The sequence below is a fragment of the Methylotenera versatilis 79 genome, assembly GCF_000384375.1.
Taxonomy (GTDB): Bacteria; Pseudomonadota; Gammaproteobacteria; order Burkholderiales; family Methylophilaceae; genus Methylotenera_A; species Methylotenera_A versatilis_B.
Window position 1 is genome coordinate 432509 of the sequence record NZ_ARVX01000001.1, and the last position, 16557, is coordinate 449065.

Annotated in this window: 13 protein-coding genes; 7 read left to right on the plus strand and 6 right to left on the minus strand. The window is 43.1% G+C overall.

Features of this window, described 5'->3' with window-relative positions; translation table 11 throughout:
• The first annotated feature begins 5 nt into the window (after nucleotides 1-5).
• The 3 genes from purD to METVE_RS0102225 are packed head-to-tail and all read left to right on the plus strand — an operon-like array spanning nucleotide 6 to nucleotide 3718.
• Nucleotides 6-1274, plus strand: coding sequence for a phosphoribosylamine--glycine ligase (purD, locus tag METVE_RS0102215; protein WP_020166817.1), 1269 nt, complete (start codon nucleotides 6-8; stop codon nucleotides 1272-1274).
• Nucleotides 1275-1292: 18 nt separating this feature from the next.
• The gene (gene hemF / locus METVE_RS0102220; protein ID WP_020166818.1) at nucleotides 1293-2258 is read left to right on the plus strand and encodes an oxygen-dependent coproporphyrinogen oxidase; all 966 of its coding nucleotides are present in this window, start codon (nucleotides 1293-1295) and stop codon (nucleotides 2256-2258) included.
• A 59-nt stretch (nucleotides 2259-2317) separates the two neighbouring features.
• A complete protein-coding gene (locus METVE_RS0102225; protein WP_020166819.1) occupies nucleotides 2318-3718 on the plus strand; it encodes an amino acid permease in 1401 nt (466 codons plus the stop codon).
• A 59-nt stretch (nucleotides 3719-3777) separates the two neighbouring features.
• Here the strand turns inward: METVE_RS0102225 and METVE_RS0102230 are convergent, their stop codons facing one another.
• The 4 genes from METVE_RS0102230 to METVE_RS0102245 form a co-directional block, all read right to left on the minus strand.
• The gene (locus METVE_RS0102230; RefSeq protein ID WP_020166820.1) at nucleotides 3778-4101 is read right to left on the minus strand and encodes a c-type cytochrome; all 324 of its coding nucleotides are present in this window, start codon (nucleotides 4099-4101) and stop codon (nucleotides 3778-3780) included.
• A gap of 247 nt (nucleotides 4102-4348) precedes the next feature.
• Complete coding sequence (locus METVE_RS0102235) at nucleotides 4349-5308, minus strand: D-hexose-6-phosphate mutarotase (RefSeq protein WP_020166821.1); 960 nt, start codon at nucleotides 5306-5308, stop codon at nucleotides 4349-4351.
• Nucleotides 5309-5360: 52 nt separating this feature from the next.
• Nucleotides 5361-7211, minus strand: coding sequence for a dihydroxy-acid dehydratase (gene ilvD / locus METVE_RS0102240; protein ID WP_020166822.1), 1851 nt, complete (start codon nucleotides 7209-7211; stop codon nucleotides 5361-5363).
• Between the two features lie 103 nt (nucleotides 7212-7314).
• Nucleotides 7315-9813, minus strand: a complete 2499-nt coding sequence (locus METVE_RS0102245; protein ID WP_020166823.1) for a sensor domain-containing protein — start codon at nucleotides 9811-9813, stop codon at nucleotides 7315-7317.
• Between the two features lie 112 nt (nucleotides 9814-9925).
• Here METVE_RS0102245 and lgt point away from each other — a divergent pair, with 112 nt between their 5' ends.
• On the plus strand, nucleotides 9926-10723 hold the full coding sequence (gene lgt, locus METVE_RS0102250; protein ID WP_026361973.1) for a prolipoprotein diacylglyceryl transferase: 798 nt from the start codon (nucleotides 9926-9928) through the stop codon (nucleotides 10721-10723).
• 191 nt (nucleotides 10724-10914) lie between these two features.
• The gene (locus METVE_RS0102255; RefSeq protein WP_020166825.1) at nucleotides 10915-11094 is read left to right on the plus strand and encodes a hypothetical protein; all 180 of its coding nucleotides are present in this window, start codon (nucleotides 10915-10917) and stop codon (nucleotides 11092-11094) included.
• Nucleotides 11095-11225: 131 nt separating this feature from the next.
• Here the strand turns inward: METVE_RS0102255 and METVE_RS0102260 are convergent, their stop codons facing one another.
• Nucleotides 11226-11417: a CstA-like transporter-associated (seleno)protein gene (locus METVE_RS0102260; protein WP_020166826.1), complete on the minus strand. Its 192-nt coding sequence runs from the start codon at nucleotides 11415-11417 to the stop codon at nucleotides 11226-11228.
• 59 nt (nucleotides 11418-11476) lie between these two features.
• Nucleotides 11477-13540: a carbon starvation CstA family protein gene (locus METVE_RS0102265; RefSeq protein ID WP_020166827.1), complete on the minus strand. Its 2064-nt coding sequence runs from the start codon at nucleotides 13538-13540 to the stop codon at nucleotides 11477-11479.
• 225 nt (nucleotides 13541-13765) lie between these two features.
• On the opposite strand from METVE_RS0102265, the gene METVE_RS0102270 reads away from it, so the two are divergent.
• A complete protein-coding gene (locus METVE_RS0102270) occupies nucleotides 13766-15577 on the plus strand; it encodes an ABC transporter transmembrane domain-containing protein (protein WP_020166828.1) in 1812 nt (603 codons plus the stop codon).
• 274 nt (nucleotides 15578-15851) lie between these two features.
• A complete protein-coding gene (locus METVE_RS0102275; protein ID WP_020166829.1) occupies nucleotides 15852-16430 on the plus strand; it encodes an ANTAR domain-containing response regulator in 579 nt (192 codons plus the stop codon).
• The last annotated feature ends 127 nt before the right edge of the window (nucleotides 16431-16557 follow it).

The following is a 16557-nucleotide window of genomic DNA, read 5'->3' on the forward strand; positions in this document are numbered from 1 at the left end:
TCAGCATGAAAATTTTAGTGATTGGTAGTGGCGGACGCGAACATGCGCTGGCTTGGAAAATCGCCCAAAATAAAAACATCAGCCGCGTTTTTGTTGCGCCTGGCAATGCTGGCACCGCATTGAATCCTGACATGGTGAATGTACCTGTTTCTAGCGTGGATGACTTGTTGGCTTTTGCACTAAAAGAGCAAATTAACTTGACGGTAGTCGGCCCAGAAGCGCCATTATCGCAAGGTGTAGTCGATACATTCCGCGCAAATGGCTTAAAGATTTTCGGCCCAACTAAAGCCGCCGCACAGTTGGAATCCAGCAAAGATTTCGCCAAAGCTTTTATGGTGCGCCACAATATTCCGACAGCTACTTATGCCACATTTACTGATGCAAAACTTGCGCATGATTATGTGAATGAACAAGGCGCGCCAATTGTCATTAAAGCAGATGGTTTAGCTGCTGGCAAAGGTGTCGTTGTCGCCATGACCAATGACGAAGCACACGCTGCCATTGATGCCATGCTATCCGATAACAAGCTCGGTGATGCTGGTGCGCGCGTGGTGATTGAAGAGTTCTTAACCGGTGAAGAAGCCAGTTTTATTGTGATGGTAGATGGCAAAAACATTTTGCCGTTAGCAACCAGTCAAGACCATAAACGTTTACTAGACGCTGACCTTGGCCCAAACACTGGTGGTATGGGCGCTTATTCACCTGCGCCAGTCGTGACGCCAGAAATCCACGCAAAAGTGATGCGTGAAGTTATTCGCCCGACCGTTGACGGCATGGCGAAAGATGGCATTCCGTACACTGGCTTTTTATATGCCGGCTTGATGATTTCGCCAAATGGCAATTTAAAAACTTTAGAGTTTAATTGTCGTATGGGCGATCCTGAAACGCAGCCGATTATGTTGCGTTTAAAAAGTGATTTTGTGGCATTGGCTGAACATGCCGCAAATGGCACACTGAATTTAGCAGAAGCAGAATGGGACAGACGCACAGCACTTGGTGTGGTGATGGCATCTCACAATTATCCTGAAACACCCAGACTGAACGATGTCATCACTGGTTTGCCACATGGATTAGAAGATTCACATGTGTTTCACGCTGGAACTCAATTAGTTGATGGCAAAGTTGTCACTAGCGGCGGTCGCGTTTTATGTGTAACCGCGTTAGGCGAAACAGTGAAATTTGCGCAACAACAAGCCTATAAAATAGTCGATGAAATCCAGTTTGATGGCGCGCAATATCGCTCTGATATTGGTTATCGTGCAATTAAAGGTTAAAAACCAGGTTAAGTTATTTTGAGCCAACAACTAAATAGCAACGCCGTACTGCATTATTTACAAAATCTGCAAAATCAAATTGTTGAAGCACTTGAATTAGTTGACGGTAAAACTTTTTTGCATGATAGCTGGAATCGTCCAGAAGGCGGCGGCGGTACAAGCTGCTTGCTAGAGGACGGCAATGTATTCGAGCGTGCTGGTGTTGGTTTTTCTCACGTGCTCGGCAGTAAACTTCCTCCCGCTGCAACTATCGCCCACCCAGAAGCTGCTGGCCGCGCATGGGAAGCCATGGGCGTTTCACTGGTATTGCATCCACGCAACCCTTATGTGCCTACGGTACATATGAATATTCGTTTTTTTGTAGCTAGAGCACAAGGAAACTCATCTAATCAAGCAGATGCAGACGAAGTCAACGCAGTTACAGCTACAAAGGAATCCGAAGATATTTGGTGGTTCGGCGGCGGCATGGATCTAACGCCCTACTACGCGTTTGAAGAGGACTGCGTGCACTTTCATCGCACCAACAAATCTGCATTAGACGCATTCGATTTAACCTACTATCCGCAATTCAAAAAACACTGCGATGAGTATTTTTACATTAAACATCGCAAAGAACCACGTGGCATAGGTGGCATTTTCTTTGATGACTTTAACGCGCTAGGTTTTGAACAAAGTTTCGCGCTACAACGTGCAGTGGGCGATAGTTTTGTACAAGCGTATTTACCTATTTTGCAACGCCGTAAAGATATTGCCTACACTGAAAAAGAGCGAGATTTTCAAGCTTACCGTCGTGGCCGTTATGTAGAGTTTAATTTGGTACATGATCGCGGTACGTTATTTGGATTGCAATCGAATGGCCGTACTGAATCGATACTAATGTCAATGCCGCCAATCGTGAAGTGGCGTTACGATTGGAAGCCAGAAAATGGCAGCGCCGAATCTAAGTTATATACCGATTTTTTGATTGATAGAGATTGGTTATAAACGCTTAGAATTGTTGTACACTGTGCTTAAGACACTGTAGTCATGAGGAATCAAAGCATATGCTAAAACGATTATTGCGCACAAAACCTGTCGAAAATCATGCCAATAGTGGCCTTAAAAAGTGTTTAAGTGCCTTTGATTTAGCCTTATTAGGTATCGGTTGCGCCATCGGCACCGGTATTTTTGTCTTAACAGGCCTTGCCGCCGCTACTCAATCTGGTCCCGCTGTCGTTTTATCCTTTGTATTTGCAGGCATTGCCAGCGCTTTTGCAGCGCTGGCTTATGCAGAATTAGCTGCTTCAGTCGGCGGCTCTGGCAGTGCTTATGGTTATAGCTACGTTGCCTTTGGCGAATTAATCGCTTGGGTAATAGGTTGGATTCTATTGCTTGAATACGGTGTGGGTGCCGCTGCGGTCGCAAATGGTTGGTCTGGTTATTTTATTAATACACTCGCCAATTTTAACCTGCATTTGCCTGAGTCTTTAACTAAAGCGCCAATGCTAGGTGGCATTATCAATCTGCCTGCTTTTGCCATCATTTGGCTATTGATTATATTATTGATTATCGGCGTAAAAGAAAGTGCACGTTTTAACAATATTATTGTTGTCATCAAGTTAAGTACGATTGGCATTTTTATAGCACTAGCAAGCGCGCACATTAACACAGATAACTGGCATCCTTTTACTCCATTTGGCTGGTTCAGCACTTTAGAAAATGGCAAAAACATCGGTGTATTCGCAGGCGCATCTTTAGTATTTTTTGCTTATTTTGGATTTGATGCAGTATCAACAGCGGCAGAAGAAGCTAAAAATCCACAGCGCGACTTACCCATTGGCTTACTGGCATCATTAACATTTTGCACCACCATCTATATCATCGTTTCCGCAGTTCTCACTGGCGTTGTGCCATATACAGAACTCAATACATCTTCACCTGTTGCGTATGCATTATTTAAACTTGGCTACACTTGGTCGTCCACCTTGGTTGCCACTGGCGTTTTAGCTGGATTAATTACCGTGTTATTAGTTTTACTGTATGGTCTTACGCGGATTTTATTCGCCATGAGCCGCGATGGATTAATATCGCCCATCTTCTCAAAAGTGAATCCAGACAGACAAACCCCCACGCGCATCATATTAATGTGCGGCGTGGTGGTGTCTTTAGTCGCGGGGTTCTTCCCTTTGGGTGAGTTGGCAGAGACAGTGAATATCGGCACCTTAGCCGCATTTGTCATGGTCTGCGTTGGGGTAATTGTGTTGCGTATACGCCAACCTGATTTACCGCGACCATTTAAAAACCCATGGAATCCTGTGATTCCCGTATTAGGCATATTATCTTGCGGCGCATTAATGTATTTTTTGCCAACATCCACCTGGATACGCTTTGGCTGGTGGATTTTAATTGGTGTTATATTCTATTTCGCCTATTCAATTAGGCACAGCAAACTTAACAACATTTAAGCAATAAAAAAGCCAGCGGTTAGCTGGCTTTTTTAATAATGAAATATAGTTAACCGAAGTTAAAGTGTCAAAATCCACTGTACGATTGTTTTGATATCTTCATCTTTTACTTGTGGGCTATTAGCTGGCATTGGCATAGGGCCCCAAACACCACTACCACCTGCTTTAACTTTTGCCACCAATTTTGCTTCGGCTGTTTTGTCACCTTTGTATTTGGCTGCAACATCTTTGTAAGATGGGCCTAATACTTTTTTATCGATACTGTGACAGGCTAAACAGCCACTTTTTTGTGCTAACGCTTTTGCCGCGTCAGCGCTCGCTGCATTGGCTTGACCCGCTAATAACATGGTGGCTACCGCAACTGTTGATAATAAAACTTTCATGCTATCTCCTTGAATTACGTGATAATTTTTATATTAATGCTGCAATTTTATGCAAATTGAATAATACCTATAATTTAAAAATCCACAATAGCTCTTATAGGATTTAAGACAATTTGGACTACAAATTCCAATACATTTGTAAGTCATTCATGCTTAAAGAGAAACAACGCCTTAAATGGCGTTGCGTTGACGCCAATCAGTTATTGATGCAAATTATGTGTTAATCACAACATGTTAATAGCCTAGGCTATAAAGTTTCTATTACATATTCTGCGCTGATTACATGGGTACGTCCTGGGTTGATGACCACCATATTATCCAGCGCATTGGTTGTTTCTACGCAAACCATTTTCCGCCACTCATCTGCTACGCCCATATCAGCCATTGCGTTCGCTTTTTCTGCTCCAGGACTCCAAACGACGGTCGTGTCACTGCCTGATTTAGAGACATGTATTAAACGATTGTAGCCTGTGTCATGCACAGTACAATCTGAACTATGGTTAACATATACACGGTCAAACTCGCCATCAAATTTCAGTGCATTATGTTCAACCTCACGTTGATATTTAAGCATTTTGTCTGCATAAACATAGTCTTGCATACCGGTAATTTTAACATTTGCAATATCGCTGATATTTAAATAGGTATGAAATGCTTCACCAATCACAAATGGGTGATCTGCTTTATTAGTGGTAGACATATCCACTCTCAAACGTCGACCAACTGTAATGGTAATGGTGAGTGCATACGGATATGAAAGCTGGCGCTTAGCCTCTTCTGTTTCTAACATTTCCAGCATGATGCGTGTTGCGCCGGTTGGCGTGGCATCTATATCAATGATGCGCCAAGGAATAACGCGTGCAAAACCGTGTGGACAATAACTACTATCAGTTGGATGTGCACCAAACCAAGGCCAGCAAATTGGTACTCCACCACGAATTGAACGGCCTTTCATATAGCGCGCATTGCTAGATAGCCACAAAACCGGATCTTTTAAAAACTTAGGTTGCCAGTGCATAACATGCGCACCTTGCAGCGCGATTTTTGCTGTACAAAGCGGATTGTCCACCTCTAAGTATTGCATGCCATTTTCATCTTTTGTTTGCAACACATGCGCGTGCAATCTTAAAAGTTTTTCAGTTTTCAAACCGCTGGCTTCTGTCGCACTTGTTTGTGTCACACTGGTTTCTGACATTTCTGTATCCATAATATTGATTTACTTTATTAACTAGGAATTAATTGAGTATTTAAGCTTAAGATTACTTCTCGATTTGCGTTACATCACGCACTGCGCCGCGGGCCGCGCTAGTTGTCATCGCTGCGTAGGCGCGTAATGCCAAGGACACTTCACGCGTACGATTAACCGGTTTCCACGCGTCCTTACCTTTGGCTTCCATGTGCGCACGACGGTGTGCCATTTCTTCATCGGTAATGGCTAAATGAATAGTGCGATTTGGAATATCGATTTCAATAGTATCGCCCTCTTCAACCAAACCAATCGCGCCGCCTTCGGCTGCTTCTGGTGAAGCATGGCCAATACTTAAGCCTGATGTACCACCTGAAAAGCGACCATCTGTTAGTAATGCACAAACCTTGCCTAAATCTTTCGATTTCAAATAAGACGTCGGATAGAGCATTTCTTGCATGCCAGGTCCGCCGCGCGGCCCTTCATAACGAATCACCACTACATCTCCCGCTACAATCTGATCTGCCAAAATCGCTTCTACCGTTGCGTCTTGGGATTCAAAAATGCGTGCGCGGCCAGTGAATTTCAGAATACTGTCATCAACACCAGCTGTTTTAACAATACAGCCATCTAAAGCAATATTGCCGTACAACACTGCTAAACCACCATCTAGCGAATAAGCATGCGCTTTATCACGAATACAACCTTCAGCACGGTCATCATCTAGCGTTGGATACAACATGCTTTGACTGAAAGCAATCGTCGTAGAAATGCCGCCTGGTGCCGCGCGGAAGAATTTTTTAACTTCTTCATCCTGCGTCACTTTGATATCCCACTTATCCAAAGCATCGCCCATTGTTTTGCTATGAACGGTTGGCGTATCACGATGGATGACACCAGCGCGATCTAATTCACCCAAAATACCCATTACGCCACCAGCGCGGTGCACGTCTTCCATATGGTACTTGGCAGTCGCAGGGGCAACTTTGCTTAAACATGGTACTTTGCGAGAGATACGGTCAATGTCACTCATCGTGAAATCAAGCTCGGCTTCATGTGCAGCCGCCAGCAAATGCAATACAGTGTTGGTCGAACCGCCCATTGAAACATCTAACGCCATGGCATTTTCAAAGGCGTTCATATTGGCGATGCTACGTGGCAATACGCTGTAATCATCTTGCTCATAATGGCGTTTTGCTAGCTCAACAATCAAACGACCCGCTTTTAAGAACAATTCTTTACGTGCGCCATGTGTGGCTAAAGTTGAGCCATTACCAGGCAAGCTAAGACCAAGCGCTTCGGTTAAACAGTTCATAGAGTTAGCAGTAAACATACCAGAACATGAACCGCAAGTTGGACAGGCTGAGCGCTCAATCGCATCCGATTCCGCATCTGAAACTTTGCTATCGGCCGCAGCGACCATCGCATCCACTAAATCCAGCTTGTGCGTATTGCCATTCCAATTCACTTTACCCGCTTCCATTGGGCCGCCAGATACAAACACCACGGGAATATTCAAGCGCAATGCCGCCATTAACATACCAGGAGTAATTTTGTCGCAATTCGAAATACACACTAGCGCATCAGCACAATGCGCATTCACCATATATTCAACGCTGTCAGCGATCAGGTCGCGTGAAGGTAGGCTGTAAAGCATGCCGCCATGTCCCATAGCGATACCATCGTCCACTGCAATCGTGTTGAACTCTTTCGCCACACCGCCCGCTCGCTCAATTTCGCGCGCAACTAATTGGCCTAGATCTTTTAAATGCACATGACCTGGTACAAATTGCGTAAATGAATTGGAAATAGCGATGATTGGTTTATCAAAATCGCCATCCTTCATGCCCGTAGCACGCCATAAGGCGCGTGCTCCAGCCATGTTACGGCCGTGTGTTGTGGTACGAGAACGATAAACTGGCATGATTGCAAATCCTAAAATAATACTTAATACGCTATTTTAGCTGATGCAGTGCCTAGAGTAAGCAGGTTTTTACATGTAATGCTTAAATTATGTGTAATTAAGCTTATTTGCTTAATCGTAGCAAAAGCTGCTCAAAACCAAGCGGCTTGCTAAATAAGTAGCCCTGGCCAATATGACAGCCCCAACTTTTCAGCAAATCTGCCTGCTTTTGGGTTTCCACACCTTCTGCAACCAACTCTTTACCCAAACTGATTGCCATATCAATGACGGCTTTGACCAATTTGGCATGATCTTCATGCGTCGTAATATCGTTAACAAAGCTACGGTCTATTTTCACTTCGCTAATAGGAAATTTATTCAGATAAGAAAGTGAAGAATAGCCCGTACCAAAATCATCAATGGCAATTTTCACGCCCAAATCCACTAGTTTATGCAATATATTGAGCACAGAGGCAGAATCATTTAACAACAAGCTTTCAGTGATTTCCAGCGTCACCCACTCAGGCTTACATCCTGTGACACTGATACAATATTCAATCGCGCCAAAAATGTTATAACGCAAAAACTGCCGTGCAGATAAGTTAACTGCAAATATGAGCGGATTTTTGCGTGTCGCATTCACTTCTGCCGCATCTTTGAATGCTTGCATCATGACCCAACGACCAATTTCAGTAATGACACCCAATTCTTCAGCCAACGGAATAAATTCAACTGGGCTTAACTCACCCAGCACACCATTTTTCCAGCGCAATAACGCTTCTACACCGACAATTTCGCCTGTACCTAACTGCACTAATGGCTGATAATTTAAGTAAAACTCATTTTTTTCGATGGCATGCATGAGTTCCGTCTGCATTTGCAAACGCTGCGACATGCGCTGATTGAGTTCTTTTACAAAAAATTGATAATTATTGCGACCTAGTTTTTTTGCGGCATACATCGCCATATCGGCATATTTAAGTAAATCATCCACATGTTCGGTATCTTGCGGGTAAACCGCGATACCAATACTCGCGGTCACATACAACTCTTGTTCTGACACATAAAACGGCAATACCAACATTTGTAGAATCTTGCTAGCCAATACAGCCAAGTCTTCTGCCTTGTTCACATCTTGAATCAAGATAGCAAATTCATCGCCACCCAAACGCGCAACTGAATCACCTCCGCGCAAAGTACTCAAAATCCGCGCCGCCACATCAACCAATAGCGCATCGCCAATCACATGACCTAAAGTATCGTTAATCGATTTAAAATGATCCAAATCGATCATTAAGATACCTAACAACTGTTGCTGGCGTTTGGCGATACTGATGGCAGAAACAATGCGCTTATTAAACAGGGCGCGGTTAGGTAAACTGGTTAACGTATCGTGATACGCCATATATTCAAGTTGCTCACGATATTCGCTCACCTCAGAAATATCATTACCCAACATCATCACGCCGATGACTTTTTTTTCCGCATCGAATTCAGGTATCAGTTGAACCAAAAACGCAAAAGTTTTGTTTTCGGCATGATTGTATAATTCGAAAACACAAGGCTCGGCGGTCTCTATCACTTGCGCCATCTTGGTTTCGGTCTCTTCTGCTGCCACACTTAACTGGTGTAAATGCCAAAATTCTGATGGCGTTTTTCCCAACATAGATTCCATTGACACACCTGAGATACGCTCAGAATAGGAATTCATAAAAATACATTTATGATTCAAATCGTAGCGTGAGATCGTCAGCGGCAAGCTTTCGACCAGCGTCATATAATCTAACTTGGTTTTTGAAATGTCCGCCTGTAACTTTTTAAATTCAGACAAGTCGCGCGCAAAACCTACCGTTCCAATGACGATATCATCAATTAATACAGGAGATTTGTAGACCTCAGCCCAGTGCGCCTCACCCGAATCACTGTGAATGGACTCAACCATAATTTTAGATTCACCTGACAACAACACTTCGCGATCAAACGCCACATAACCATCGGCGATTTCTTTCGGAAAATAGTCATAGTCACTTTTGCCGATCGCCTCTTCAGGATAAGTCACGCCAATTAATTGTGCGAAGGTGTTATTGATGGCCAAAAAGCGATTATCAATATCTTTTAGCCACACCATAAACGGGAAATTATCAATCAATGCGCGTTGATAACGCTCTTTTTGCGCTAATATTTGGTGTTGTGTTTGGCGATAATCATCTAAATTTCGCCCAATTGAAATAACACCTAAAATGGATTGGTTTTGACTCTTAATGGCGGTCATAGAAATCATATCGTGTATATGACGACGCATCGTTGAAGGCTGGCAATCCAATAAAAATGTAGTGGCTTCGCCAGTGCTTAATACATTATTTAATGCATCACGATAAGGCTTCAAACTTTCGGGCACCTGATCTTGAAGCGATTGTGCATAATGCAAAGGGTAGCCCCAAGTGTTCTCAAGACTTGTATTTGCATAAACGATACTTGCGTCATCGGCATAGATGGCAACACAATCCGGCGAATCTTGAAAAATTGCCGTCAGTAATGGAATAAAATCCGCTAGAAGTCCAGCACTTAAGGTTAAACTATTTGCCTCAGTTGATAGTTGCGGTTTTTTTGAACCATGCGCCATGCACTTAAGCTTTCTTTACGGTTTTATTATTACAATCATGCTTAAACCATAGCATAAAATTTAAATTAACATAATCCCTCAAATTACTTACTTAACACCTTAAATTATCATGATATTTACTCATCCAAAGTTCGACCCAGTTGCCATCCATTTCACCGATAGCTTCGGCATTCATTGGTACGGATTAATGTACTTGATTGGTTTTTTGGCATTTTTAGGTTTAGGACGTTACCAGGTGAAACACAAACCTTGGTTTAATTGGTCGAATCAGATGATTGATGATGCGTTATTTTATGGCGCATTAGGCGTGATATTAGGCGGCAGAATTGGTTATGTGCTGTTTTATCAGTTCTCTAGCTTTGTCGAGCATCCGTTGGATATTTTCAAAATATGGCAAGGCGGCATGAGTTTTCACGGCGGTTTTTTAGGCGTGCTGGTTGCCATGTTCTTTTTTACTAGAAAATATCCACAGCCTTGGTTAAAAATTATGGATTTTGTCGCGCCACTTGTGCCAATCGGTTTAGGCGCTGGGCGCATGGGCAATTTTATCAATGGCGAATTATGGGGCAGAACAACCAATGCCAACTACGGCATGATTTTCCCACAAGCCGACATGCTTGCGCGCCACCCTTCTCAACTCTATGAGTTTGCGTTAGAAGGCATCGCCTTATTCTGCATTTTATGGTGGTTCTCACGCAAACAACGTCCGGTTGGCGCAATCTCAGCGCTATTTTTAATCGGCTATGGCAGCTTTAGATTCTTAGTCGAATTTACGCGTCAACCAGATGATTATTTAGGTCTGTTGCAGCTAGGTTTAAGCATGGGCCAATGGTTGAGTTTACCGATGATTTTAATCGGTATTTGGATGTGGCTTAAAACGAAATCAGGTCGATTTAACGCAGCAACTTAACTCTGAAATATTGATGAAAATTAAACGTTAATCTTTAAATTACAACACAGCTTCAAAAATGACAATATTACACAAATAATTTAATTAATAAAATCAATCAGTTAAACAAGTCGTTTTGTTTAAAAAATTTGGCATGTTGATTGCAGTACTGGTACTAGCAACAACTAACCTAGAATTTTGGAACGAATGATATGATTAATTTACTTGCGCGTTTATTGAAAAAAGAACCAGCATACAATTACATCATTGCTGAATACCAGCCCATTAAAATCGACAAAATGCGATTAGATGTAAGTGTAACTGAACATGAAACGGATCAGTCTGAAGAGCTGGATGAAATGCAAATTGATAATATTTATAAAGGCATGTAAGTTTGTTGCGGTTTAAATATTATTTTTGCTCGGTTTAATTAACTTAAAGCTTGTTTTAATTTATTTGATTTAAATCTAAATTCCGATTTAAGATTGATTGTTTTTGTGTGTAAAGCGCCTATTTAAAAATCCTAGCAGCAGCGTTTCAATCCTTTCCATTTACTGTCTTGCCATAATTTGTAAAAATCCTTACGCGTTAACATTGGCGGCGCATCTACACTACAAGCATGAAAGTCCGCATGATGTTTCGCATATTGTTCATACGCATCATCACCCGATAACTGGCGGATTAAATGCCAAATGTGGCGCAATTTTTTAAGCATACTGTTGCCTCAAATCAACAATTACTTCACTGAAAACTCTGTGTTTTAAATACTGCAATTTAAAGACTATGTTTGAATAACTTTGTTTCAACATAAGCCACTTCTGTACTTGGCAACACTGGCTTGCCAGACAAATGCCGCGCACAAACAATCAAAGTATTGATAATCACAATCCACAACATTGCCACAAAAAATAGTGTTAAGTACGCATCCAGTTGCTGATTAAAAATAAGCTGTGGCGCAATCGCAGCTTTTTCAACGGATAAAGCACCGCTGGCTAATTTGCTACTTAAGTCATTCGCGGCGGCAAAAAAGCCAATGCGCACATCATCAGAGAATATTTTTTCATAAGCCGCCGTGCTGGTAATCATTACCAGCCAAACCAATGGCAAACCAGTGACCCAAGCGTATTTCAATCGTCCGGATTTCACTAAAATACCCGTTGCTACGCACAGCGCAATCGCCGCTAACATTTGATTAGAAATACCAAATAATGGCCATAAGATGTTCACGCCACCATTTGGGTCAATCACGCCGATATATAAAAAGTATCCCCAGCCAGCCACTACGATGGCACTTGTTAGGATGACAGACGGCATATAAGACGTTTCACCCAGTTTTTTATTAAAGTTCCCCAGCATATCTTGCAGCATAAATCGGCCAACGCGCGTGCCTGCATCTAAGGTGGTTAAAATAAAAATCGCTTCAAACATAATGGCAAAGTGATACCACAATGCCAGCATGCTTTTGCCAAACGCGCTGCCAAAAATGCTGGCCATGCCAACCGCTAAACTGGGTGCGCCGCCTGTACGCGCAAATAAACTGGTTTCGCCCATATCTTTGGCTAGCTGGTTCATTTGTTCAACTGTGACAGCAAAACCCCAGCTATTAATGGTGGCCACCGCATCAACCGCCTCTTTACCTACAACGCCTGCTGGGCTGTTAATGGCGAAAAATACGCCTGGTTCTAATACGGTTGCAGCAATCATCGCCATAATCGCGACAAAGCTTTCTAGCAACATCGCGCCGTAACCAATGGTGCGAATATCGCGTTCGTTCTCTAATAATTTAGGCGTTGTGCCCGAAGCGATTAACGCGTGAAAACCAGAAATCGCACCGCAAGCAATGGTGATAAATACAAATGGGAAGAGCTTGCCGCCGAAAATCGGCCCTGTGCCATCGATAAATTGGGTGAAAGCGGGCATATGAATTTCTGGCCGTAAAATAACAATCGCAATGGCTAATAAAATAACCGTGCCTAGCTTAATATAGGTCGATAAATAATCACGCGGTGCTAATAACAGCCAAACTGGTAACACTGCCGCTGCAAACCCGTACACAATAATCGCATATGCCAGTGGTAAACCTTCATGGTCAAAAAGCACGCGCAAAGTAGCATTGTGGTCAATCCAACCACCTGCAAAAACAGACAATAAAAGCAGCACTACGCCAATGGCTGAAGCTTCTAACACGCGTCCTGGCCGAATATTGCGCATGTAAACGCCAATCAACATGGCGATTGGAATCGTCGCAGCAATGGTAGAAGTCGCCCACGGGCTATGTTTCATGGCATTCACCACTACCAAACCCAATACGGCAATCAAGATAATCATGATGATAAAAGTGCCAAGTAATGCAGCTGTGCCGCCGATAACGCCGATTTCATCTCGCGCCATTTGGCCTAAACTTCTGCCATTGCGTCGTGTTGAGAAAAACAGCGTCACCATATCTTGCACCGCGCCGCCCAACACTGCGCCGATTAAAATCCACAAGGTGCCAGGTAAATAACCAAATTGCGCCGCCAAAGTAGGGCCAACTAATGGGCCAGGCCCAGCAATCGCGGCAAAATGATGTCCGAATACCACCCATTTATTGGTTGGCACAAAATCGCGGCCATCATCTAATCTTTCGGCAGGTGTTGCGCGCGTTTCGTCTATGGTCAACACTTTTGCTGCAATCCATGCCGCATAAAAACGATAAGCGATGGCGTAGATACAGATTGCCGCGGTAATTAACCACAGCGCGTTAATACTTTCGCCACGATGCAAGGCAATCGTACTCAGCGCAAAAGTACCCAACAATCCAACTAATATCCAGAGAATGAATTTGAAATTTTTAGGCATGATTATTGGGGTTATTTCTGTGTTAAGTGGTTGAATAAATAATGTTCATTAGTATAAATCAGACTGGTGATTTGAACCTAGTGCAGTCGCTTGTCATCTAGTTGTGCTAACAATCTATTTATCCTGAGTCAGGCAAAACAGACTGCATATCATGCCTGTCGGGTGCTACACTTAACCCTAAAAACAACCCAACATTTAAACTAGAATATCTAAGACAAAGCAATCATGCAAACCAATTCAACCGATACCGCGTTATCTAAAATCACATCAAAAAAACTGTCGCCACTGGCTAATTTATGGCCGTTTTTAAAGCCTTATCGCGCACGGGTTATCTTGTCATTTGTGTTGCTGTGTTTAGGCTCAGCCACTTTATTACTGGTGCCACTCGCCTTTCGCGATTTAATCGATTTTGGCTTTATCAGTAATCCATCTGCCGTAAAGTCAGGCACGGGCTTGTTAGGTGGTTTGAGTTTGAACGGCCATTTTTTGGTGATGTTCGTATTAGCGGGATTTTGGGCGCTGATGATTTCCATGCGCTATTACAATATTTCGTGGGTGGGCGAACGCGTCACAGCCGATTTACGCAGTGCGGTTTATGGACGTGTGATGACGCAAAGCCCGCAGTTTTTTGAAACCACGCAAACAGGCGAAGTGCTATCACGTTTAACCGGCGATACCACGCTGATTCAAACCGTAGTTGGCAGCTCAATTTCGATGGGTTTACGCAGTTTGTTTCAGTTTACTGGCGGCATGATCATGCTGGCAATAACGAATTTTTACTTGTTTTCACTGAATATTGGCTTAATGTTATTGTTAATTCTGCCGATTATCTTGATTGGGCGCAAAGTTAAAAAACTGTCTCGCGAATCGCAAGATCGTATTGCAGACAGCTCCGCAATGGCAGGTGAAATATTGAATGCCATGCCGACTGTACAATCGTACACGCAAGAGCAAGCGGAGATTTCACGTTTTAGCAAAAGCGCAAATATCAGTTTTAACACCGCATTAAAACGCGTAAAAGTGCGCGCTGGATTAACGCTATTAATGGTGACGGCGATACTGGGCACGATTATTTTTGTGCTATGGATTGGCGCAAGACAAGTAAGCGCTGGCAGCATGACAGGCGGTGAACTGGCTTCATTCGTGCTCTACGCATTAATGGTGGCTGGCGCAGTCGGCACAATGGCGGAAGTGTGGGGAGAAGTGATGCGCGCGGCGGGTGCGACAGAGCGTTTATTAGAATTGCTACATGCCGATGCCGCGATTACAGAACCTGAGAACGCACAAACTTTAATCAACCCAACGCAAGCAAAAATCGAGTTTAAAAGCGTCGTTTTCCATTATCCATCACGTCCACAAATTGCGGCTTTAGATGGCATTAACTTAACGATTGCAGCAGGTGAAACAGTCGCGTTAGTCGGCCCATCTGGCGCAGGAAAGACCACTTTATTCCAATGTTTATTGCGTTTTTATGAGCCAACTTCGGGCGAAATCACCATTAACGGCCAAGCAATCAATTCGCTCAGCTTAACCAGTTTGCGCGGCAATATCGCAATCGTCCCGCAAGATGCGGTGATTTTTTCTGCCAACGCGCTAGAAAATATTCGTTACGGTAAACCCAGCGCGACGGATGCAGAAGTGCTGGCGGCGGCTAAAGCGGCACAAGTCGATGAATTTATCCAGAAACTGCCAGATGCTTATCAAACATTTTTGGGCGAACGCGGCACGCGTTTATCTGGCGGCCAGCGTCAACGTATTGCGATTGCGCGCGCGATATTAAAAGACGCGCCGATTTTATTATTAGATGAAGCCACTAGCGCGCTGGATGCAGAAAGCGAGATTCTGGTTCAGCAAGGTTTGCAAGCCGCGATGCAAGGCCGCACCACTTTAATGATCGCGCACCGATTAAGCACGGTACAAAAAGCGGATCGTATTATCGTATTAGAAAACGGGCATATCGTTGAAACAGGCAGCCCGGCAGAATTACGCGAGCAAGCAGGCTTATATGCACGCTTGGCTAAACTACAACTAGCATAACGTATCTAATTGCTTTAATTAATCGATATGAATATCGCTGATTTAATGCCCGATTAAATGCGCGCATTATTCTGAGTTAACGCTTAAATTTCAGCCATTTTCAGGAATTTCCCCCTAGTTATTCAGTTAAGTTCGGTGCGTTCGCACTTAATTTGTGCATGAAATGCGTGAGTTAGTGCACACTCACAGCCATATCTGCAATTAGATTAATCAACAAATTCAATCAGTTAATATAAAAAAATACAATTGGCATAGCCTTTGCTATGTACCAATCATGTTGAAGGTGATGATTGTTGATAATGACTTAATGCGTGTCAAACCATTAAAACAATCTTTGATTGATAATGGGTTTGAAGTGATTGCACATGTTGAAGATACCATCAATCTAGAAGCGAAATGTTGTGAAATTAAACCCGACATTGTGATTATTGATACCGATTCACCAACACGAGATACGCTGGAAAATATTTGTGTGTTGAGTATGCATGATGCGCGACCAGTGGTGATGTTTACCCACGATGGTGACAAAGAAAAAATTAAGGCTGCTACGCAAGCGGGTGTAAGTGCTTATGTAGTAGGCGATATTTCAAGTGAAAGGCTAACACCTGTGATAGATGCTGCGATAGCGAGATTTGAAGAGTTTAAAAATTTACGCACTGAATTAAACATTGCGAACACTAAGCTAGATGAGCGCAAAACGATTGAGCGCGCAAAAGGTTTGCTGATGAGACAGCGTATGTTAAATGAAGATGAGGCTTACAACCTACTGCGCAGTATGGCGATGAAAAAGAATATGAAGTTAGCGGATTTATCGCATCAATTGAATGAAGCGGCAAAGATGTTGATTATTTAATTAACTGATCGATTAGTAAATTAAGTAAGTTTGTAGCAGAGATTTTGTAACACCGATTTGTAATATTTAGTTTGTAGTAAATGCGCATGACCCAACGGTGGGTAATGCGATATTAAAATGATGCCAA

Coding starts and splice junctions, on each gene's coding strand:
- purD (WP_020166817.1), top strand. CDS start 6: ATGAAAATTTTAGTGATTGGTAGTGGCGGACGCGAACATGCGCTGGCT.
- METVE_RS0102225 (WP_020166819.1), top strand. CDS start 2,318: ATGCTAAAACGATTATTGCGCACAAAACCTGTCGAAAATCATGCCAAT.
- METVE_RS0102230 (WP_020166820.1), bottom strand. CDS start 4,101: ATGAAAGTTTTATTATCAACAGTTGCGGTAGCCACCATGTTATTAGCG.
- METVE_RS0102235 (WP_020166821.1), bottom strand. CDS start 5,308: ATGGATACAGAAATGTCAGAAACCAGTGTGACACAAACAAGTGCGACA.
- ilvD (WP_020166822.1), bottom strand. CDS start 7,211: ATGCCAGTTTATCGTTCTCGTACCACAACACACGGCCGTAACATGGCT.
- METVE_RS0102245 (WP_020166823.1), bottom strand. CDS start 9,813: ATGGCGCATGGTTCAAAAAAACCGCAACTATCAACTGAGGCAAATAGT.
- METVE_RS0102255 (WP_020166825.1), top strand. CDS start 10,915: ATGATTAATTTACTTGCGCGTTTATTGAAAAAAGAACCAGCATACAAT.
- METVE_RS0102260 (WP_020166826.1), bottom strand. CDS start 11,417: ATGCTTAAAAAATTGCGCCACATTTGGCATTTAATCCGCCAGTTATCG.
- METVE_RS0102265 (WP_020166827.1), bottom strand. CDS start 13,540: ATGCCTAAAAATTTCAAATTCATTCTCTGGATATTAGTTGGATTGTTG.
- METVE_RS0102270 (WP_020166828.1), top strand. CDS start 13,766: ATGCAAACCAATTCAACCGATACCGCGTTATCTAAAATCACATCAAAA.
- METVE_RS0102275 (WP_020166829.1), top strand. CDS start 15,852: ATGTTGAAGGTGATGATTGTTGATAATGACTTAATGCGTGTCAAACCA.